16 protein-coding genes are annotated in these 22,752 nt (G+C 36.7%); 2 read left to right on the forward strand and 14 right to left on the reverse strand.

Annotated features, from left to right (window positions below):
- Positions 1–48: 48 nt before the first annotated feature.
- The 11 genes from IEV50_RS17145 to IEV50_RS17190 all read right to left on the reverse strand — a co-directional run bounded on the left by IEV50_RS17145 (position 49) and on the right by IEV50_RS17190 (position 16,927).
- Positions 49–2,700, reverse strand: a complete 2,652-nt coding sequence (locus IEV50_RS17145) for a phage tail-like protein (RefSeq protein WP_188416695.1) — start codon at positions 2,698–2,700, stop codon at positions 49–51.
- A gap of 421 nt (positions 2,701–3,121) precedes the next feature.
- Positions 3,122–3,817 carry a LytR/AlgR family response regulator transcription factor gene (locus IEV50_RS17150; RefSeq protein WP_188416696.1) on the reverse strand — a complete coding sequence of 232 codons (696 nt, stop codon included), beginning with the start codon at positions 3,815–3,817 and terminating at the stop codon, positions 3,122–3,124.
- 49 nt (positions 3,818–3,866) lie between these two features.
- On the reverse strand, positions 3,867–5,036 hold the full coding sequence (locus IEV50_RS17155) for a sensor histidine kinase (protein WP_188416697.1): 1,170 nt from the start codon (positions 5,034–5,036) through the stop codon (positions 3,867–3,869).
- A 505-nt stretch (positions 5,037–5,541) separates the two neighbouring features.
- A complete protein-coding gene (locus IEV50_RS17160) occupies positions 5,542–6,411 on the reverse strand; it encodes a DUF5018-related domain-containing protein (RefSeq protein ID WP_188416698.1) in 870 nt (289 codons plus the stop codon).
- 18 nt (positions 6,412–6,429) lie between these two features.
- On the reverse strand, positions 6,430–8,310 hold the full coding sequence (locus tag IEV50_RS17165; protein ID WP_188416699.1) for a RagB/SusD family nutrient uptake outer membrane protein: 1,881 nt from the start codon (positions 8,308–8,310) through the stop codon (positions 6,430–6,432).
- A gap of 22 nt (positions 8,311–8,332) precedes the next feature.
- Positions 8,333–11,674, reverse strand: a complete 3,342-nt coding sequence (locus tag IEV50_RS17170; protein ID WP_188416705.1) for a SusC/RagA family TonB-linked outer membrane protein — start codon at positions 11,672–11,674, stop codon at positions 8,333–8,335.
- A 134-nt stretch (positions 11,675–11,808) separates the two neighbouring features.
- Positions 11,809–12,825 carry a FecR family protein gene (locus IEV50_RS17175; RefSeq protein WP_188416707.1) on the reverse strand — a complete coding sequence of 339 codons (1,017 nt, stop codon included), beginning with the start codon at positions 12,823–12,825 and terminating at the stop codon, positions 11,809–11,811.
- 210 nt (positions 12,826–13,035) lie between these two features.
- Positions 13,036–14,343: a beta-barrel domain-containing protein gene (locus tag IEV50_RS17180; RefSeq protein WP_188416709.1), complete on the reverse strand. Its 1,308-nt coding sequence runs from the start codon at positions 14,341–14,343 to the stop codon at positions 13,036–13,038.
- A 38-nt stretch (positions 14,344–14,381) separates the two neighbouring features.
- Positions 14,382–15,131 (reverse strand): peptidase domain-containing ABC transporter, encoded by a 750-nt coding sequence (locus IEV50_RS19690; protein ID WP_229746779.1) that lies wholly within the window; start codon positions 15,129–15,131, stop codon positions 14,382–14,384.
- The gene (locus tag IEV50_RS19695; RefSeq protein ID WP_229746780.1) at positions 15,132–16,058 is read right to left on the reverse strand and encodes an ABC transporter transmembrane domain-containing protein; all 927 of its coding nucleotides are present in this window, start codon (positions 16,056–16,058) and stop codon (positions 15,132–15,134) included.
- A gap of 305 nt (positions 16,059–16,363) precedes the next feature.
- Positions 16,364–16,927 (reverse strand): RNA polymerase sigma factor, encoded by a 564-nt coding sequence (locus tag IEV50_RS17190; protein WP_188416711.1) that lies wholly within the window; start codon positions 16,925–16,927, stop codon positions 16,364–16,366.
- A gap of 340 nt (positions 16,928–17,267) precedes the next feature.
- Between IEV50_RS17190 and IEV50_RS17195 the strand changes: the two genes are divergently transcribed.
- Complete coding sequence (locus IEV50_RS17195; protein WP_188416713.1) at positions 17,268–18,548, forward strand: TlpA family protein disulfide reductase; 1,281 nt, start codon at positions 17,268–17,270, stop codon at positions 18,546–18,548.
- 38 nt (positions 18,549–18,586) lie between these two features.
- Positions 18,587–18,688 carry a hypothetical protein gene (locus tag IEV50_RS19960; protein ID WP_371870277.1) on the forward strand — a complete coding sequence of 34 codons (102 nt, stop codon included), beginning with the start codon at positions 18,587–18,589 and terminating at the stop codon, positions 18,686–18,688.
- A gap of 238 nt (positions 18,689–18,926) precedes the next feature.
- On the opposite strand, the gene IEV50_RS17200 is transcribed toward IEV50_RS19960, so the two are convergent.
- The 3 genes from IEV50_RS17200 to IEV50_RS17210 all read right to left on the reverse strand — a co-directional run bounded on the left by IEV50_RS17200 (position 18,927) and on the right by IEV50_RS17210 (position 22,610).
- Positions 18,927–20,393 carry a TlpA family protein disulfide reductase gene (locus tag IEV50_RS17200; protein ID WP_188416714.1) on the reverse strand — a complete coding sequence of 489 codons (1,467 nt, stop codon included), beginning with the start codon at positions 20,391–20,393 and terminating at the stop codon, positions 18,927–18,929.
- Positions 20,394–20,693: 300 nt separating this feature from the next.
- Positions 20,694–20,822: a hypothetical protein gene (locus tag IEV50_RS17205; protein ID WP_188416716.1), complete on the reverse strand. Its 129-nt coding sequence runs from the start codon at positions 20,820–20,822 to the stop codon at positions 20,694–20,696.
- Positions 20,823–20,945: 123 nt separating this feature from the next.
- Complete coding sequence (locus tag IEV50_RS17210) at positions 20,946–22,610, reverse strand: vitamin K epoxide reductase family protein (protein ID WP_188416718.1); 1,665 nt, start codon at positions 22,608–22,610, stop codon at positions 20,946–20,948.
- Between the last annotated feature and the right edge of the window lie 142 nt (positions 22,611–22,752).

Raw genomic sequence — 22,752 nt, forward strand, 5'->3', positions numbered from 1 at the left:
ATAGCGTTCTATTAGTTTATGGAATAGTGGTTGTTAAAGCCAGCTTCCTTAACCTATGCTCAAACATACCCAAGTGTTACCATCACTTTGCAATGAGTATTTGTTCCCTGTAACACCTACGTTAGGTGTTGGCACAACACTTCGAGTTGCCGTACCTGAAACCTCAAATGATCTGCTCGTATCTAAGTTCATAGTGCCATTATTGATAATATAGTATATCCTGCCTTTACAGGTAGTTGGATCTGGTAGGGTGATGGTTATTCTAGTTGTTGCTCTACTGATAATGGTATAGTCTGATGCTGTAAGTGTATAATCTGAGGTGGTTACACGTATCGAATGACTAACCGAACCTTCTACCTGAAATGTACTATTTGAAATGGAAACACCAACAGAAACTTTACCCATTTGATAAACGTCATCGGTATTGGCTGTAGCCCTATTTGTTGTACCCTGAATTTGTAAGGGCTCTGAAGCGGTTGCAGAAGAAGATATGGTTTTTAATACCCCGTTTGCATCGGCAACTACTATATTATCAGTTGATGCACCAGCTTGTAATCCCTCAAAACGAACGGGATCTGCTGTTGCCACAACATGCAGTTTATTGGTTGGCGCAGTCGTATTAATACCAACTGCACCCGTAGCAATCACCGTTACTGCATTGGCACGGTTTGTTGCATCGCTGCCCATACCAATTTCAAATAAGGAATTATTTACATTAACATTGGCTTTACCAATAATAAACTGGTTATAGCTATTGGAAATATTCTGCTCACCAAACAAAGTTGAGTTAATAGCCCTGAATCTGGCTAAGTTATTATTTCCAAAAAGCGTGTTATTGATTTGATTAGACCCATTTCCTTCTGCAGTAATAATATTATTCTGCCCGAACACCGTGTTATTGTTCATCGTGCCACCTCCACCTTCCGTTTTAATGGTATTTAATGTGCCAAAAATTGTATTATTTTGTAAGGAAGGTCCTGCACCATCCGTAGAAAAATTATTTCCTGTTCCAAATAAGCTACTTCCTGAGTAATTCCCACCCATTTGTGCAAACGTATTATTTACACCCATACTAAATGAATTGGCTGCATTTACGGTATTACCAGAACCAAAAACAGCAGAATTATCTTTTAAAACATTGTTATTTTTACCTACACTAAATGAATTCTCTCCGTTTACGGTATTACTATCTCCAAAAGCAGCAGCATTAGTAGCTGTAACCATTAAATTGCTACCCACGGCAATACTTTTCGAACCTACAACTCCGGTTGTTGGCGTATCGCCACCTCTGATTGCTCCTGCTACATCCAATGCTGATCCTGCCTGTACAGCACCTTTACCAATTGCAACAGTTCCACCCTGGTATATATCTTGTGAGTTTAATGTGGCTTTATCATTTGTTCCTTGAACATTCCATGGTTCAATGGTTAAAATCCCTAAACCCAAGCCATTAGAAGTTATACCATTTACTGTTGATGTTAAATTATTTGCACCGTCTAACGCTAAAACATTGGTATTGATAATTGCTGCCCCTGAGCTGGTAACTCCGTTTACAGTTACTGTCGCTGTATTATCAGACGATGCATTTGAAACCGTTGTAGCTGGAACCAAACTAGATGAAGTAATTGTTTTTAAAACGCCGTTTGCATCGGCAACCACTATATTATCTGTGGTTGCACCAGTTTGCAAACCAGCAATCGCTAAAGTATTTGAATTGGTAGCTGTAATTGTTGTAGGTATTAATAAATTGCCCCCCAATTGTATATTATTTATTGTTTTTGTTAAGCCGCTATTTGCTGTTGTTGCTAAACCACTTAAGTCTATCGCGTTAGAAGCTATCCCATTAACAGCTGAAGTTAAATTGTTGGTAGCAGCATCAAAAGCTAATGCGTTTGTGCTAATTATATTTGCTGTTGGTGCTACACCATTAACATCGCTTGTAAGTACATTGCCTATCGTATTTAAGGTATGCGTAATGGTTTGTGGGGTTGATGGCCCGGCTGGCCCTTGCGGACCTGTCGAACCTTGTATACCCTGTGTACCCGAAGCACCTGTTAAACCAGTATCTCCTTTGTCTCCCTTATCACCTTGTATACCTTGTGCACCTGTTAAACCAGTTAGTCCTATAGTACCTTGCGCACCGGTAGCGCCAGTATCGCCCTTGTCTCCCTTTGGTCCAGTTGCACCAGTTAATCCGATAGGACCTTGTAAACCTGTATCTCCCTTCTCTCCCTTATCACCTTGTATACCCTGTGCACCTGTTAAACCTATATCACCTTGCGCACCAGTATCACCCTTTGGACCAGTTAACCCGATAGGACCCTGTGCACCGGTCGCACCAGTATCACCCTTTGGACCAGCAGCACCGATTGGACCTGCCACCCCCTGGCCACCGGCTGCGTTTTTAACCCATTTAGTTCCATCATTGTAATATATGCCCGGCGTAACATCGCCGTCAGTTGCGGTGTTGTAAACCATCATCCCCGCAACATGTGTGGTTAATGGAAATGCGGCTGTAGTGGCTTTCAGCGCTACCCTTACATGGAGCAAGCCCTTATTGGTACTTTCCAATTCTAAAATAGCATCCTTATTTGGCAGGTTGTTACCTGTTAAAGTACCATCCTTAACTTTTTGCTGGGCAAAAGAAACGGTTATACTCAACATAAGTCCCGTTAAACTGAGTAGTAATTGTTTATTCATCTAATTTTTAATTAAAATGTTATTATTAATAAATATTGATTGTTATAAAATGTTGGTCTTACATAGCGAATGAGATTGAACGTTAAGTGGTTAGCGGTAATTACGAATAGTTATTTCGCTTGCTTGCTGTTTACCTATAGTCAAATAAGTGACCAAAAATCAAATAAGGCCTCCTTGTGTTCTAGAGGCAGAATCTCAAAAAATAAGAAAAATAGTAAGGGGAATTATTTACCCAAAACGAGGAATCCTGTTACCTTTTCCCTCATTACCTGGTCATATTATCACATCTTCTTCGTTCTTCCATTTCGAATAGAAATATTTTCAATAACTATTATTATAGATTAGTTATTTATACATATAATTATTTCCATTTAAAAAGTTAAAAACTTCTAGTTAAATTTTAATAATGTTTAAAATACAGCTAAAGAAATCGCATGTATCTGTTTAGATTAGCCCTGTAGGTGTCAGAAACTGGTATCAAGTGCCGGTTAACTAAAAGTGTTTTACCCTCGGTACTATCTACCTTACAAAGGTTAACAATAAAAGAGCGGTGTACCCTTACAAAAATATGTTGTGGAAGTTTTTCCTCAATAGCTTTTAATGAGGAATGAATAACTCGGTAACTATTGGCCATACGTATTTTCACATAATCTCCTGTAGATTCTAAGTAAAGAATATCCCCAAAATTAAGCCTATGAACGATATTGGAATCTCTAATGAATATAAATTCAGCACGCTGACCGTGAGGGTTGATCTGGTTCTTGTGTAAAGTTTCTTTAGCTTTTTGTATTCCTTTTAAAAACCTTGATGGAGATATTGGTTTAAGCAAATAATCTACTGCATTTAAATCAAATGCCTCTAATGCATGCTCGGCAAGGCAGGTAGTGAATATAATTAAAGGAGATTTTTTCTCTAAAATCCCCGCCAATTCTAGCCCACTCATACCTGGCATGTTAATATCTAAAAAGATAAGATCGACTTTAAGATCTATTATTTTCTGATAAGCAACTGTAGCGTCTTCACACTCTCCAATCAATATTAAAGTGCTATCTAAGTCCATTAGCCTCTTAAAAACAATTCTGAAAAGTTTATCATCATCAACAATTAGGCAGTTCATTTGATATTATTTTATAAAGAAGAAAAAAAATTAGTTGAAAGAAATTGTCTTAATCCATTGGCAGTGCCACAAAAAAGATGCTCCCCTTTCCGGCTTCACTCTCCACCCAAATCCGGCCACCATGTGCTAAAACTAGTTGTTTTGAAATGGCCAGGCCCAGGCCAAAAGAATGCTCGCCCAGAGTTCCCTGCCGCTTCGCATCGGTAGACATATTAAAGATTTTTTCCTTTAGGTGGTATGGAATTCCAATTCCCTGATCTTGTATTTTTATGACAACTTCTTTTTCTGTTTTGTACATGCCTATTTTAATCTCGCTACCTACAGTACTAAACTTGATTGCATTTATGATGATGTTATTCACGACCCTCCAGATTTTTTCCTTATCAACCCGAACCAAGGCATCAACAGCGAAAAACGTTAACTGTTGTGACTTATCACTTGCTTTAAAACTCAACATTTTAACACAATAGCCCACAATAGTTTGCAGTTCGATACTTTCTTTTTTTAAACTTTCTGGACCAACGTTTATGTTTAATACGTCATCGATCATCTCCAATGAATGTATAATCGAGGTGTTCAGCAGATCGAGCAGTTCCTGGTCTTCTGGTGGTAGCTTCGGATTTTTAAGCACCCCAATAATGCTAATGGCCGCAGCCATCGGACTTCTGAGATCGTGTGCAACAATTTTCATCATACGTGTGTTTGCACCTTGGCTTTGTTCCAATGCAGTTAATACTTTTTCCAGCTCCGCATTTCGCTTTGTAGCTTTTAGGTTTAATACCTTTAGTTTGTTTATGTACCGCCAAAGAATAAAAAACGACAAGATAATCATCAAAAAGAATATAATAACCGACTCAAAATAGCCTTTTTGTACTTCTTTATTTTTATCCAATGAAACAGTTATACGTTCTCCGTTCAAATTTTTAAAAGCGGAACTTATGCCTGCTACTTTCAAACGGAGGATAATACCATTACTTGAAATTCGAAACTTATAATGAAGCTTTAAGCTATTATATGCGATAGAGAGACGATTTGTTGGGTCAAAAAAATACCCTTGTACACTATTGAATTTCAACTCTTTTCCCGCCAGCATTTCTCCTTCCGGATTTTTACTATTGGGGGTGATTTGTAGTTTTCCAACCAACAGATGCTCTTTTTTAAAGCACTTAAATTGTAGAAAAAATTTAGCTCTTTTAAACTTCTTAATTATGGCATTCAAGTTGTTAAAAGTTTGCCTCTCATTATACATAAACTCTTGTTTGCCTTTCCTGTAGCTTAATAAGGCCTCAACCTTTTTTATTATTTCACTGGTGCTAACAGGAACTGAATGAACTGGTTCAACAGATTGATTACGACAAGAGGTATTGCAAAGGATAGAAACGATAACAATTAAATATTTATGAATACTTAATTGTTTTGAAGAGAAGAAAAAGTTACTGGAGGCCTTAAACATAATGATTAACCTGGGTGGGGCAATTAATTTATAGAGAATGTGATGGTGTGGTATTAGGATTGGGCTGCTCGCAATGCTGATACCAGCCTGCTTACAGGTAGATAGTTCAGTTTTTTTTTAGCGAAGCAACACAATTTAAACGCAAAAAATAAAATATTCAATTCAGGTAAATAGTACTATAAAAAAGGAGACTGCCGTAAACAGCCTCCCAACTATAATCCACCTAACCGAATCTAGTAAATAGGTGATTCCGCAATTGACGGATTTATTTTTATTTTGCTTTCAGTACTTCTTCAGCTACACGATAGCCCCCAGACCCCATATATCCATAACGCAAGTAAAAAGTTTTGGTTGTTGGGTTATAGGTATTATTGCAAGATGCAGAGCCAGCCCATTGGGCAGTATACCCTGGGTTTGTGGCAGGTAGCCCGGCACTGAACATGGTGTAAGGTGCACCGGCAGCAGTTGGTGCAGCGGTTATCGTTACATTATTATTGGCATCAACCGTAAGTAATGCCTGGTAGCCGCTACCGCCCAGGTCGCCCAAATCGACCAGCACACCATTTGCGCCGCTTGTTGTTAAAAACTTATCAGCGTTCAATATCCGCGATGAGGAAGGATGGTATAAGTAACCTGTACCGGTATAACTTCCCTCATATTGGTTTATTAGCGGAAGTGGATTAAATTTGATCGTCCAGGTTTTTTTTGCCCCGTTGGCAGCAATCACCTCATAGGTAAGCGGTTTTGAACAATCCGTAATATTTCCAGGATTTGGTGTGCCGTTAATCCCTTTCATTGTTGCAGCTGTTGATATATTGTAGTACGGCCAAAGGTGATCGAGTTTTATATTCGCCCGCTCCGCTGACGTGAAACTGCCGCTTGTTCCGGGTATGGTAAGGGTTACGGTAATGGTTGATGTTGTTGCATCGATTACTTGTGAAGCGGTTAGCTTTTGGTAAGCTACAATAGGTTGCCCATTCATAGTTCCTGTGCCGTTATAACGGTATTCAACATTTACGAGTGTAACCTCATTACTGTCGAAGAGCGGTAGCTCGGGTAGGTCCTTTTTTAAACAAGACGAAAATAGCGTGCCTAACAAAAGCGTAAACATGCTTAATTTAATTTTTATATCTCTTTTCATAACAAATGCGGTTAAAGTTTACCAACCTGGATTTTGTGGACCAAATTTTGGATTATTATCAATGTAGCCTTGGGCTATCGGGAACAGGTAACGCCTGCTGGCATCGAATACCCTTACATTGTTAGCACCTCCAAACGGACCTGTTAAGGTAATGAACCCCTTTCTGTCTTTACTCACATCCATAATTCTAATCGGCTGGGTGAGTTCTGGAATGGTAGCACCCGAACTTAAGCCAGAATTTGCATTGCCACCAAATCTTCCCCACCTCAATAAGCTGAAGTAGTAATCATTCTCTAGCACCAGATCTACCCTTCTTTCCCGTTTATAATCTGTCCAGGCATTGGCCTGTGTAGTTACCTGCGCAGCCGGGAGTTTACCATGGATAACACGTGTGCGGTTAAGGTTGATTACGGCGTTGCTGATATCGCCTTTAAGCAAATAAGCCTCTGCCAGGTTCAGATATACACGCCCTAAGCGCATAGGTACATAATGGTAGTCGGTGGCTACGCCAACATAAGGCCTTGGGTTAACGTTTGTATATAAACCTTTTTTCCAGTACATATTACTCAAACTCACATAGTATGCATAACCGTTTAATTTTATCCAGCGGTTTGCATTTCCTCTAATGGTTGTGGTTAGCAGTTCACCATAAATCCTGTCGGTAGAATCGCTCCATACCGTAGCCCTCCATCTGGCATCCCTGTTTTCATTGCTCAGTTTCCAAATGGTTTCAGTACTCCCTGCCTTAATCTTTCCTGTTTTAATTATTGTTTCGCCGTTTGCTCTCGGAATTACGTTATGTGCTGTACCGCTGGAGGGAATGTTGGCACCCTCCTCTACTGCAGCCTGGTATTGGGAGGTTTCATCCCATGGTAAGGCCAGGTTTGAATTAGACTTATCGATGGTCAGGTAATCATCGACAAAATTCTGCGAAGGAAAGTTGGCGGCCCATGCTTCGAAAATATTTTGATTATTGAGCAGCGGACTTCCCAGATTTTGGTTAATCCGGCTATTATTCAGGTTTGGAACCATTTGTTGCATTGGTGTGCCTTCGTTCGAGGTATTGATGGCCAAACGATAAACCCCAAAGATGATCTCATCCGAGTTTTTCTTGGTTTCATTAAACATTCCGCCATAATCACTCTCTAAAGTGTAACCACCATTTGCAATAACTATTTGCGCATTGTCAAGCACTTTTTGCAACAAAGGATCATTTTGGTTTACAGCAGCAGCAGCGGGATAGTTCTTGTAAGCCAGTGCCTGTAAACATACTTCAGTTAAGAAAGATGCCGCAACAAATTTATTTGTTCTGCCCGCAATTTTTGTCGCTGGTAAATCAGTTACTGCATCTTCTAAATCTTTGATGATGTAATTATAGGATTCTGTGGGGTTAGCAGTAGATGGTAATTTTAGCTCATCATCTGGTGTGAGTACTTTATCTATCCAGACAATCCGGCCTGTACTTCTGGCAATTGAATAATATGACATGGCTCTTAAAAATTTGGCTTCTGCAATTAATGCTTTTTTATCGGCATCTGATATCCCTGCTGATTCACCAACTTTTTTGATGATCAGATTGCACCGGCGAATATCTCCCCAGTTGTTAAAACCATAGTCACTGGAACGCGTTACATTTTCGGTAAAGATGGGCGCAGCGCCATCATAAATATTCTCAAAACCAAGAATATTAGTCGTTCTTGGATCTGTTTGAGGACCACTTAAAAAACTGTTCAAAATCCCATAAGTGTTGTAAATAAAGGTTTCTGCATTGGCCTTAGTGCTCCAAACCACATCCTCACTTATCCGGTCATAAGGTTGTGTATCCAACACCTTTTTACATGCGCTGAGCGCTATTATTATAGCTAAGCTGGCGAGTGTTAGCTTGATGTATTTTTTCATGTTCTTAATTTTAATTAGTGATTTAAAAACCTGCGGTTGCTCCAAAAGAAATTGTTCGTTGAATCGGATAGCCATAATTATTGGTATCTGATTCGGGGTCGATAAAATATTTTTGGCTTTTTGCCGAAGTAAGCAGGTTTGTACCCGATACAAACAATTTAAGTTGTTTGAAAGCCGTCCGTTTCAATAACTTGTGTTTGAAATCGTAGCCAAACTGCAGGTATTTTAACCTGATGTAACTGGATTGTATCAGCCAAAAATCACTACTGGCAAAGTTGTTGCCACCATTTACGTTACCCGAAGACACCTGTCTTGGAAAAAGGGCATCCGTATTATCCGGTCTCCAGTAATCCTGCTGAAAATCGTATACTAAAATGGTTTGTGCGCTGCTTCCCTGTATAACATCGCCTAAGTAACGATCGCGTTTCCCTGAACCTTGTAGCACGCCACTAAAGTAAAATCCTTTATAATCCAGGTCTATGGTTAATCCGTAATTGGATCTCGGAAAAGTATTATTTCCGATTCTCCTAAAATCGTCACTATTTATTTGTCCGTCGCCATTGGTATCTTCATATTGCAGGTCGCCTGCAACAACATTGATTGAGGTTATCCGGCGTGCCCCATTAAGCAGTTGGCTATTAGTGGTGTAAAACCCTAAACTGTGGTAGCCTGTTTGCGCAGATGCGTCTGAAGTGCCTGAGCTCCTAGTATAAGGGTTTTTAAGGCTAGCTTCATCTTCGGTATTGCGTTCGGTAAGCGTATTGAATTTGGTGAACGACAAGCCAACTTTATAACCCAAATTCCCAAGTCGGTCGGTCCAGCCTAAATTAAACTCGTAGCCTTCTTTACGGGTAGCACCATCAACAAAATTGATGGGTGGTAAACCTATTCCCAGTGTTGAAGCAAAACGCGGATCTGAAGTAACAAAACCTGTTGTGCGGGTATAATAATATTCTGCCGTACCGTTTAACCGGTTATTGACCGAAGCAAAGTCGATTCCCAGATTTCGCGATTTAATGGTCTGCCACGAAAAGTTTGTGCTAGGTAAAGAACCTGGTTCTGATGTACCCTGCACGGCTTTCCCATCGACAATTAAAGCTATGGGCTCAATACCGTATCCTGAAATATACTGATATCGGCCAATTCCGTCTGAATTACCAGTTTTACCATAGGAAGCGCGGATTTTTAAGAAGTCGAGAATATGTTTTTCCTTTAAATGCTTCATAAAATTTTCCTCAGAAAGGGTATATCCGGCAGATATGGCGTAAAATGTTCCCCACTGTTTTCCCGGAGCAAATAAATCACTGCCATCTCTACGTAAGGAAAATTCTGCCGAATATTTCGATTTGAAGCTATAGGTAAGTCTGGCCAGATAAGCAGCCCGCGCACTTTCCAATTCACCACCAGAAACGCTTTGATTAAGCGTAGGTCCTGCAACAAGCTGATCAAAAAGAATCTGGTATTGGGTACGCTGCCCGCTCAAACTCGACGCATAAAACTGTTGCTGCTCATATAAGCCCAAGAAATCAATCGAATGATCTCCAATTACCCTGTTATAGGTTACAGAACCCTGTAGAGTCAGGTTTTTTCCTTCGCCCGCAGAGCTTGTTAAACTTGGCGGATTGGAATATATTGGCGTAGTAGAACCGTTCGCATAGCTGGGCGCCAGATAATTCCAGCTTTTACCTAAACTGTTGTACATATTGTATACCCCATTTAGTTTGAATTTCAGTCCTTTTAAAAAGTGAGCGCTGTAATCTAGCGCCAGGTTTCCATTGAAAACCCGGCTTAAACCCCTTGAATATCCTGATTCGGGATCTAATTCAACTGCCGGGTTATCTATGGTATTGTTTGAGGGCAGACCAAACTCATTGTAGGCTTGTTTTCTGGGTTGTTGGTTCTGGATATGGCTATAGATACTATAATAGCCAACTCCAGGTTGCGAATTGTTTTCTACAAAACCATCAAGATTGGTGGTAACACTTAAGTTTAGTTTTTCAAAATTACTGGTTGTATTTAACCTATAAGTGGTTCTGCGGTTAAAGTTCTTATCGGTACGCAGGTTCGAAGCCTGGTCGTAGTAAGAAAGTGATGCATAATATGTTGTTACCTTCCCTCCCGATGTTAAAGATAAGTCGTGGCGCATTTCTGGGGCAAAATCCTTAAGGCCTACCTTTTGCCAATCGGTATTCGGGTATTTAATCAGGTCGGTGCCCAATCTAAAACCTTCTAAATCTGCAGCAGGTGTGGGTACTTGTAAACCTTCAGCAACATATACTTTATTAATGGCATTTAACTGCTCATAAGAGCTCACCTTTTCAGGGAAAAGCGTAGGTTGGGAAAATATCTGATTGAATGAATAATTGATGCTTGTTTTACCCTCACTCCCCTTTTTCGTGGTAACTACTACCACGCCATTTGCGGCCGAAACACCATAAAGCGCAGTTGCGGCCGCATCTTTTAGTATGGAGTAGCTTTCAATATCGTTCGGGTTGATGTTGGAAAAATCATTACCTGATCGAATGATATTGTCGATAACAAATAAGGGTGTCCCACCACCTCGGATGGAAATATTACTTTTAGTGCCTGGTGCACCATTTGATGCGGTGACAATGATACCCGGTAAACGGCCCGCAACCGCATCATTAATAGATTGAACGGGCAAGGGTGCGACATTACTCATATTCAGGGTGCTGATGGCGCTGGTTGTTTTTCTTTTGGTGGTTGTACCATAGGCTTGCACCATCACTTCATCAAGTTGGTTGTCTAAAACCTTCAAAACAACCTCCATGTTGTTACTTGCCTTTAGCTCCATAGGTTGATAACCGATGGCTGTAAATATCAGAATTGCACCTTCTGGCACTTTCAAGCTAAAGTTTCCCTGTGAATCTGTTGAGGTTCCTATGCCTTTAATACCTTTAATCGCGACGGAAACACCAGGAAGAGCGCCAACTGTATCCCGCACCGTTCCTTTTATATTTATATCTATTAATTCCTTATCTATCTTGCTGATGGTTATCAGGCCATTACTTTGCAGAGAAAATTCTAGTGAAGTACCCAATAACAGTTGTTTTAAAACCTCGGTAACAGGCGCATTATCAGCCTCAATGCTTACCCGCTTGGTAAACGGCCCTTCTGTAGGGCTATATGCAAAACGGTAACTACTTTGTTTTTCAATTAGCTTCAAGACTTTCTGTAATTGAATTTCTTTAATTGAAATCGTCACTTTTTCCTGCCCGAAAACGCTTGCTGAAACATTCAAACAAGTAGTAAGGACTATGAGAAATGTAAACTTCATCATCAAAATGAGTTTATGGCCCTTTCTTATCCAGAAAAGACTTTTTGTTAAATAAAAATTTATCATATTTGTTTTTTGGTTTAGTTTACCCATTGGTCCATTTGTTAGCACAGCGGAACCTTTGAGTATAAGTGATCGAAAAACTGGAGGGTGGTGTTGCAACACTGCCCTTCTAATTCTCGGGTATTCGTTCGGTTAGGTTACTTAGTAATTATGATTGTCCCTCCTCTCATCTGGTAGTTAAAGTGTTTCGATTTTTTAAGCGTATTCAATACGTCAAAAATGGTTTCAGTGGTAAAAGTGGCTGTGTATTTATAGCCTTCAACAGCTGCATCGTTGATTATGATGTTCACATCAAATGTTCGCTCGAGCAAATTTGCTATTCCTTTTAAATCCTGATCCTGTATTTCAAGCCGGTTTTTTGTCCAGGCGGTTTCAACAATTATCGAATCTGGTAATTCGGTGTACGTATCTATTGTAATTTTAGGCGCAGTATTCTTACGTTTTGCAGTATAATCAAACTGACCGATATTGGAGAAAGTAACCTTTTGACTTGGTTTCAGCATAATGATCTTTTGCAGGTTCTGTGTTGACTGCATACTGATTAGTCCCCTCAATAATGTAGCTTCCGAAGTTTTATCATTAGCATACGCCTTTATATTAAAAAGCGTGCCCAGCACATTGATGTTAAAATCTTTAGTATGAACCTTAAATGGTTTGTTTTTTTTATGTACCACATCAAAAAGCGCTTCGCCAACAATGGTTACCGCTCTGTTGTTCTGCCCAAAATCATTATATAACGTTAACGAACTTTTCACATTAAGTATCACCACAGTTCCATCCGGTAATACAATCCGCTTTTTTTCGCCATTTCGGGTTTCGAATTTCAACTTAGCAACCGAAATCGTATGCCCGGGGGACAAGATGCTGCCGATATTAAAATAGGCTACGGAAAGACCAGCAACAAGCATAATTGAAGCGGCAACACCCCATCGTATCATTAACTTAAGTTTTCTGGCACGTAAAGGAATCAAAGTTTCCTGTTTCAATCTGTTGTGCAATTCTTCAAAAACCTGTTCTCTATCGCCCATTTCTGCGGTCCAATCGTAGTTTTTAAGAATAAAGCGATCTTTGTAATTTTCCAGTAATTCTATTTCCCCGGGTGTGCATTTACCCGATTGAACTTTTTCATAAAGCTTCAGAAAATCTTCTTCCATAAATCACTATTTGGTTGCTTAATTATATAGACAACAAAAAGCAACGGTACACACCTAAATTTTTAATTTAATTTATATGAAGCACTACTGCTGCCTGGAAATTTTAATAGTTATTAAATTTATGATAGGATTAAAAAAGTGTTTCTGCTCTTTTAATTTTTATAGGATAAATAGATTTAAATATACTTTATAGAATAGCACTCCTATAGACTACTTATTATCCAGAATTTTGGTAAAATTTCTATAAAAACGTTGCAGTAGAGAACTTTCTTCAGTAACAATTTCCGCATCTGCTTGCATACCATTCTTTAGAATGATCTTTTTCCCAGAATCCTTGTTCTCAAAGTGTTGGAAACTGATTTTTGCTATGAAAACGCTATCGCGATAGGCCACATCGGAAATATAAGTGAGTTTTCCTCGTATCATACCATATTGTTCAAATGGATAACTATGTAGTTTAACTAATGTCCGTTCGCCAGTCCTTATTTTTCCCATATTATATTGAGGAATCTGTACTTCACCGAAAAAGTCTGCATTGCCGGGATTTACTATGAATATCTCTTGCCCGGACTGTATATTCTGGTTCTGTTGTACAATGCCAGCAAAATTTACTCGGCCATCAATTGAAGACCTTAAGACATATTGTAATATCCAAGCGTCGCTAGCAGTTATATACTGATTTAGCGATTGCATGAATTTGGCCTGCTCTTCAGCAATAGTGTGTTTGAGATCCAACAATTCTTTCTCTTTTGCTTGGTAACTGATGGCATTATTGAGTATCGATGTTTCGAGTACTTGTAATGGATATTTGGAAGCTAAAAATTTATTTTCCTGTTGCTTATATTCGCTTCTGGATACCACTTTGTTCTTAAATAGTTTTTGGTAAGCTTTATACTCCTCTTCTTGATTAGCATATTCTTGCAGCTGTATTTTCTCTTGTTTTTTAATGTGGCTCTTTAGAGTAATTATATCCTTTAAGTCCTTTTCAAGAAAAGCCATCCGGCTAAGGTAGTATCCATTTTTTTGAGTTGAAAGATATTGAAGATATTGCTGATAAAAAACTTGATAATTACCCTGCAACTCTCCAAGATTTAGGTTTGTAGGCAAAGTGGCTAAATTAATCTGGTTCTTCATTATCTCTTTTTGAAATGCCTTAAGCGCTTCGCTCAATTTCAATACCTCCATATGATTCGCTGTACTTTCAAGGTAGGCTAAGGATTGATTCTTTTTTACCATTTCCCCCTCTTTTACCAATAGGTCGATAAGTTTTCCATTTTGTTTGGATAATATTGCCTTAGGGGAGTTTAGGCTATTTATCTTAAGGGGCGTTTTTACTATATCGGGATACTTTATCAAGGCCGATAATAAGATAATCCCTCCCAAAATGGAAAAAATCAAAGTAATCCCCCAGCGCAGAATCCACCCAGGTACGGCGGTTATAATGCATTGCACTTCTTCGCTTCGTATTTCCTGTTGATAGAGTGAAGAATTTAACAACTTTATTTCTTCTAATTCCATTTATTTGACATAAATTCTTTTTAAAATCTTACTTGTTATTAGTTGCCTAATTCCAACTGATTCTTTACCAGCTGGAAATATTCACCCTTGTTTTTTGTCAGTTGTATATGATTGCCTTGTTCAACGATGCTTCCTTTATTTAAAACTATAATATTATCTGCGTTTTTTACGGTGCTTAATCGATGTGCAACCACAACCACTGTTCGCCCTTTAAAAAACTTTTCCAAATTCTCCATAATTACTTTTTCATTATTTGCATCCAGTGCATTGGTGGCTTCATCAAAAAAGATGTATTCGGGATCTTTATAAACAGCCCTTGCTATCAATATTCTTTGTCGCTGCCCTTGGCTAATACCATTTCCTTCAGCACCTATTTTAGTATTTAGGCCCAAAGGTAAATTTTCTATAAATTCATTGATGTTAGCAATTTTAATAGAATGTAATAGCTTTTGCATATCTGGGTATTCACCACCTATTGCAATATTTTTGGCGATAGTATCAGAGAATATAAAGCCATCCTGCATCACAATACCACACGCCCCACGCCAGAAGCGAAAGCCAATTTGACCTAATTGTACTGCTCCAATCTTTATTTCTCCCTTTTGGGGTTCATAGAAGCGCAGCAAAAGTTTCAATATAGTTGTTTTTCCACTGCCGCTCATCCCTACAATGGCAGTCGTTTTCCCTTCAGGTATATTTAAGTTGATGTTTGATAGTACTGGCTCATTTCCAGCTCCAGGATAAGTAAAAGAAAGATTTTGAAGCTTAATGGTTTTATTAAGGGGCAATTATTTAATAAATACCTTGTCTAAAGGTTCCTCATCACTCAAATTATGAATTTCGTTAAGTCGTTCTAAACTTAATTTAGCATCTTGTAATTGTTGTAAAAAACTTAGCATTTGATCAATAGGACTGTTTAATTGACCAACGATATATTGTACCGCCATCATACCACCCAATGTTAATTGCCCATCAATCACGGCCTTAGCTACGAGAAATGTAATGATAATATTTTTCCCTTCATTTATAAAAAAAGTGCCTGTTTGCTGTATTTGGCTCAATGATAAATTTTTTATAGTAAGCCCAAATAAACCTGCTTGTATGCTTTCCCATTCCCAACGTTTTTGTTGTTCACAATTATTAAGCTTAATTTCCTGCATTCCGCCGATGAGCTGTACCATGGCACTTTGGTTTTTAGAAGAAATATCAAAGCGTTTAAAATCTAATACTCGGCGTTTTTTCAAAAACAAAATTACCCAAAGTGTATATAAAACACTGCTTAATAAAAATATAAAGAAAAGAGCTGCATTATACCATGCCAATACTATTGCAAAAATAACCAAGTTAAACATGGAAAATAAGATGCTTAAAGTGGAACCTGTTAAAAAACTTTGAATTCGTCCCTGATCGTTCATGCGTTGCATAATATCACCAGTCATTTTTGTATCGAAAAATCCCATAGGCAATTTCATTAGTTTAATAATAAAATCAGTTAGAATAGAAATATTTATACGAGTGCTTATATGTAATAATATCCAACTGCGTATAAACTCTACACTCATTCGACCAATAAAGAGCATGGTTTGAGCAATTAAAATAATATAGATAAAATTTAAGTTTCTTGTATTTATACCTGTGTCAACAATGCTTTGGGTTAAAAATGGCAAAATGAGCTGTAGTAAACTTCCAACGCCTAAGCCTACAAAAAGCTGCATAATAAGTTGTTTATAACTATACAAATAACTCAATAAATTACTTAGGATTATCGATTTCTGTCTGATAAAATATCCAGTTAAACTGATTAGATTAATCTAGAAAATAGTTTTATTGGTCACTAATTGTAGGGATGAATCAAAGCATATCAAGTCGGTAAAATTTTTAAACAAATTAGTTTTGTGGAACGTGTATAGACGTTCCACTTCGCTAAAGATTTTCTAGCCTCAAAAGGTAGCTTTAAATCACATAGCTTATCCAAAACTGAGAACTCAATATGTTTAGGAAAGATTATAAGGCCTAAATGCTAAAAAAGGATTACGCATTTTAAGCCTTCCCGAAGTTTTTTAATAGCATGTGTAATTTGATTTTCAACACTGCGCTTAGAAATACCCAACTTTTCAGAAATCTCCTGATTCGATAGGTTATCAAACCTGCTTAAGCAAAATATCTCTTTACACCTTTTGGGCAGGGTGTGAAGTACACTTTCAATTCCCGCTTCCAGTTCTCTGTAAAGCATCTTTTCTTCACCAAGGTTTATAGTGCTTCCTGCATAATCCTCAATCCGCTCATTGTCAGTATATTTTAAAGAATTTACTTTTCTCTTTTTTAATGCGGTGTAAACCCGATACCTCGCCGAAGTTGTTAAATACGATTTCATAGACCTGATTTCGAGTACTTGCCTGTTTTTCCAAATGTTTAGAAAAATATCGTGCGAAATCTCTTTGCATATTTCCTGATCTTTTAAATGAGTAAAGGCAGTAGAATAAATGGTACTCCAATAACGCTCAAACAACAGATCGAACGCCCGATGATCACTCCCCTTAATCCGTTCCCATAACTCCACATCAGATTGATCTGCATTATTCATAAACTCAAACTTAAAAAAAATAATAAAATAATCTCACAGGTAGGTCGTCAAAAATAAGCATTGTTTAGCATTGGTTTACAACCAAATCAATAAACCGATATCCTTAATCTAAATTAAATTAAAAATTTAGGTGTGCACTGGTACTATTCGTTGTCTATATAATTGAACAACCAAATATGAAACATGCCAACAAGTTAATTCATATCTCATAGGCCATATTACTAATGAATTTATTAGGTATGGAGTTGCTACCTAAAGTTCGCTATTTTTAGGGTGTTATAATAAGCACCCTCTTAACACAAATAAATAAACGAAGCATAAACGTTCAAATTGAACGGCAATGGCTATATATAAATTAATTATGAAATTTTATTATTTAATACTCTTAGTACTTCTTATTAACTCATCTTGTAGACAATACAATAAAGAAATAGTAATTCAGGGGAATTTTCCTATAGTTCAAAATGCGACCATTAAGTTGACCGAACTTGAGAATTATAATAAAACTATTAAGGTTGATAATATTGTTAATGGAAAATATAATATTAAATTAAAGGATACAAAACCGGGCTTTTATTCTTTGCAAATTAGTTGGCCAAATCTTACTCCGGATACAATAGTAAGTCCTCTAGGAAGAACGTTTACTGACGGTCCATTTTTAATATCAACATCTTTATATATAGATCCTAACGAAGCTCAGAATTATAAAATTTTAATAACACCCCCTCAAACATCAAATTCATTTAGACAGCTGACTTCAAAAAATGTTTTTAAAAACTTGTCGATTAGGGTCGAATCAACTTCTTCAAATAGTCTTTTGTATGATTATTTTACTAGTGAATTTAAAAAATATCAAATATATGGTATGGTTTTGACAGACAGCCTTTCGGTTCTACGCGATAGCGCTTTAGCTAATAAAGATATGTCTCAATATACATCCATATCTAATAGAATGCGTAATTTATGGAAAGTTGAAATTCTTCCAAAAATGCTCGCCGAAAGAAGAAATTTATTTTATAAAAATAAAAATTCGATAATTGTGCCCTATCTTATATCAATTACAACTGATCTTCAGGATTATTTTGGCGAGTATTCTCATATTTTAAATAATTTAAAAGGGGATGCTTTAAACTCAGATTATAATAAAGCTGCGTTAAAGAGGTTATCTGCATTAAAAAGCATAGGTATGTATCAGGTTCTTCCTAAGCCTGTAGGTTTAGAACCAAATGGAAGAAAGTATATTTTTAACCCACATAACGATAAATTTACCTTAATAGAATTTTGGGCATCCTGGTGTCCGCCCTGCAGAGCATCAAACCCGTCCCTCATTAAAATTTATAATAAATATAAATCAAAAGGATTTAATGTTCTTGGGGTTTCATTAGATACGGATATTAATAACTGGAAACTTGCAATAAGAGAAGACCGATTACCATGGAGGAACATATCAGATTTAAAAAATACAGAGAGTAGTGATAATACCAATAGATTCAATGTGGTAGAAATTCCTCAAAATTTTTTAATAGACAATAAAGGAAGGATAATAGGTATAAACCTTTATGATGATGAACTTCAAAATATGCTACAAAAGTTGTTTTCAATTAATAAAAAGAAAAATTAATTATTTCCTAGTATGCTAACTGTTATACCCACTTCATTATTAACCTCTCTAAACGTACTGATCGCAGAATGCATATTTTGGATCAATTTAAAAATAGGCAAGAATTTGATATACAAATAATCGAAGCTATTATATTATAAATAGTTTTCCATAGACCATACGCTCCATAAGGGTGCTCAATTGCCCTCACAATTTCTAGTTGAAAACTTCCATGGTTAAGAAATTCTGAATTTATACTTTTGAACCGGTCAACTCTTGATTTCAAATTAATTGCGAAAACAGGAATTTTTTCGTATGTATGCATTATTAAACTTTTAGGTGGCATTTTGAAATATAAATAAAGGAACCTAGATCACTATCAATTTGGACTTGCCCATTTTACAACAAATCCTTAATCATCGCATTCACCTTGTCACTTCCAGGAAAAGCTTGAAATTTATTGATGAGCACACCTTCTTTATTATACAATAGATATGACGGAATATATTCGAACTGAAACTGGTTCATGATATATTCCCACTGAGCACCTTTGAGATAATAATGTTCATCTCCTATTCCCTTAATTTTTTCCTCCCATTGCTTTCGAGGTGAGGATTCGTTTGTTAAATAGACAAATGCAACATCTTTATCGTGAAAATTTCCCTTCGTACTTCTGAATTGCTGCATTGCCTCCAGGCAAGGCCCACACCAGGTTGCCCAAAGGTCAATAAGCACAACCTTACCCTTATGTTTAGCAATAATTGTTTCAATAACTTTATTGTCAGGAACTGACGAAACATCATTTACAACGGCAGGTGATCTGAATTTGTCAAATTCAATAACCTGTTGATTTTTTCGAAATAGTATTTTTGCAATTTCTCCGTTTTTCCAATACTTTTTAATATTCTCTTTTTGTTTTTCGGTTAGCGGTTTTAATTCTTCGTTAAGCTGTAAGGCGTAAGCATTCGCTACTAAAATATCATAATATTGTCCATTATCAAACCCAACCACATCCGCTAAAATAGCTTTCACATTTTTTAACCAAGATGGAATGTCGCTATCTACTATTTTCGGTAGGTTTAATGTCTCATTTTGAAGAAAGACTTTTTGAAATTCCACAAAATTAAAGCAATGCAGATATTCAGTGTCATTGAGGTTAAAATCTTTCAAAAAACGAAAATACGTTCTATCAATCTTTTGGATATGAGGAATTTTAATTTGATCAGAGTTTTTATTATTGAAAACACCATTTGTTTCTTTATAATTAAAAATCATTATTTTTTCGTAATCAAAAACAAGGAGACTATATATATACAAACTCAAATCTTTGGAAAGAATGCCTTTTAATTCTTTTGATATTAATGTATCATTATTTACAATCTCTAATCTTTCCGATAAATCAGTTTTAGCATAATTCAGAAAATAATCTGTACTTTTATTATAAAGTGGTTCAGCTTTCTTGCCCGATCTATAGTCAAACGCCTTACCCTGAACAACCAATCCTTCGGTCATATCATATTGATTCATTGCAGGGATAACATCAATATTCTTAATATTATTATCTTCATCATAGGTAATATTAACATTTGTAACACCCGCATTTGTCAATTTTACAATTAGGAACTTCTCAGGGTTTAAACTTACTGAAAAACCTGTCAAGCAAACAACTGTTTCTACATCAACATCAATGGAAAATTTACCTGATTGGTCAACAAGGACTTTATATTTGGCATAATCTCCTGAAATTGGGTGTGGAACATTAATATTTACAAAAATACTATCCTTATTTGCGTTATTCGGTCGTATTATACTACCTGTTATTTGAGCTTTACCTGCAACTATAGCTGTTGTATCGTTTATCGCCATACCAAATGACGGTTTAGACGACAAGAAGAATAAAAGGCAGAATAGATAAAATTTTATTACGTTATTCATATGAAATTTTGATTTGAATTTAGCAGACCTTATATAAAGGTCTGCTTTTTTTGGGTTATGGCTATATTTCATTACATTGAATATAATAAATTAACCATTAATACTTAGCACCCGATATGTGCTAAATTCGAACAATGCATTGTATAAGCGGGAGCCAATTTATCTGTACATTTTCCAGTTGAGGGCGACCCATTATACGTAAAAGAACAAGGATCATAGTTAGTCTTGCCACTACATGCAACTATTCTTAGGAGAGCCTGACCCTGACCCTGAGCCAAAATCTCCGCCTACGATTTTTTTTAGTTCTTCACGGGTTAAAATTTCCGAGAAATCAAAATTTGATAATTTTAGTTTTTTCATTTTTTTTCTTTAAAAGGTTATTAGATTTATTTTGTCAATCAAGGAGACAACAACTTGCTACTCAGCCTCTCCTTGAGAGGTGAGCAGCCAAAAAATAATGAGATGTACTTAATTTTCTTATAATTAGGATTTTAAAAAATATTCGATATCTGTTATGTTATATGTTTCGGGTAACTGATATCCATTAAAGAAAATAGTGGGTGTAAACTCAATATTCATTTTTTTACACCAGTCATGCATTTTATCAACTTTTTCTGTTTGATTGTTCAAGTCTCCATCTACCTTATATTTCTCAGCAAAGAGACCATAATTCTTTTCTGAAGCGCTGTACCAATCTCCGAGGCTGTCTTTCGTTAATTCCTCATTATTGGCCTCATATATTGCAAGTAAATGCTTGACCGGTTTGGCTCTTTCGTCTTTATGATCAGTACTCGCTGTAAATAAGATTTGAACACTTAAATCACCGATATCCCCCAAAAGATCATCTAGCACAGGATGCATCTTTGCACAAGGTGCACAATATGGATTACAGACTTTAACAATTTTATTTTTCGAATTTGGATTGCCCAGCAGAATCCCTAAGCCTTCAGTTGATATGCTTATTGCCTTTTGCCTTTTTAAGGTAGAGTCGAAGACGAGGGGGTCGAATTTGACTCTCATGGATTCATTTAGTTTAGTCTTATCTGATTTACCGGTATGAAGAAGATTAAGAATCTGATTAGAAAGTAAAAAGCATAAAATTCCAATTCCAGCAAAAATGCCTACGCCATGCCAACTCAAGCCTGGGCTAGAGAACAAAAATGTACTGTTAAAACTACTTGATAAAACAGTTATTAGAAATTGACTAAATAATATAAATTGAATTGCTAAACACAATCTGCACCATTGCTTAACTACTTTCCATTGATAATAAATTGAAAATGGGATGTAAAATGCAGTGAGTATGGAAAATATCGTTAAGTACTGTAATGTGTCAGTATTGCTAAAACCGTTCAGTAACTGACCAAACAGAAGGGAGAGAAAAAATGTTGTTCCCCATACACTCCAGCTTACACCCAAAAAAGATGACCCTTTTGATTTTAATACCGCACCACAATTTAATGAGTTGTTGTTGTTTTCTCCTCCACAGACCTCAAGAAGAACCTTGTTTGAACTGTCAATTTCAAACCAAAATAAAAGGCTTGACGTTCCGATGCCCAGCAGGCTCAATAAGCTGTATATAAATGGTAATATGTTTTTATCAAATCCCGTAGTATTAAAACTATAAACTCCTACAAAAATCGTTAAACAGGGCGCGAAAAGGAGCAAGAGATTAGTAGTTGATACATTCTTTAATTCTTTACGCCTTTCTATCTCATAATTTTTTTCACCAGATAGGTCATCTCTTTCAGCAATCAGCACAATTCCTTGAAATAATTTCTCAAATTCGTCCCAAGTATATTTTTCACTACGGCCAGTGTTGGAATTCAATAACAATACACCAGTTTCGAATACAGATTTAATCAAACAATAATATCCTGTATAAGCATCCTTCCATTTTAGCAGTGCCAAAAAAGGCTGTCTTAGCAACTTTATACGGTCAAGATTCAGTTTTACCGTAATATTTTCAACACGATAATGGTTTAATAAATCAGTTACGCTTAGCAAACTGGGATAGTGAGGATGCTGTTCTAGCACTTTTTTTATTGAAGCTCTTGTGACCTTTACTTTTAGAATTTTTAGAAGATTATAACTTACCGTCAGAACGTTTTCTTCTGGTCTAACAAGATTTTTGTAGATGTTGAGCATTGGTTATTTAGATTTGGAGAGTCGTAAAATTTAAGTTGGATGTAGGTTCGCAAAAACATCTATATACCAACGAGGTCGGTTCAAGCATTATTAGCTTTCTGATCTAAGGTGATAATTTATCGCGAGATATAATTATCAGTAA

Source organism: Pedobacter mendelii (assembly GCF_014635725.1).
GTDB lineage: Bacteria > Bacteroidota > Bacteroidia > Sphingobacteriales > Sphingobacteriaceae > Pedobacter > Pedobacter mendelii.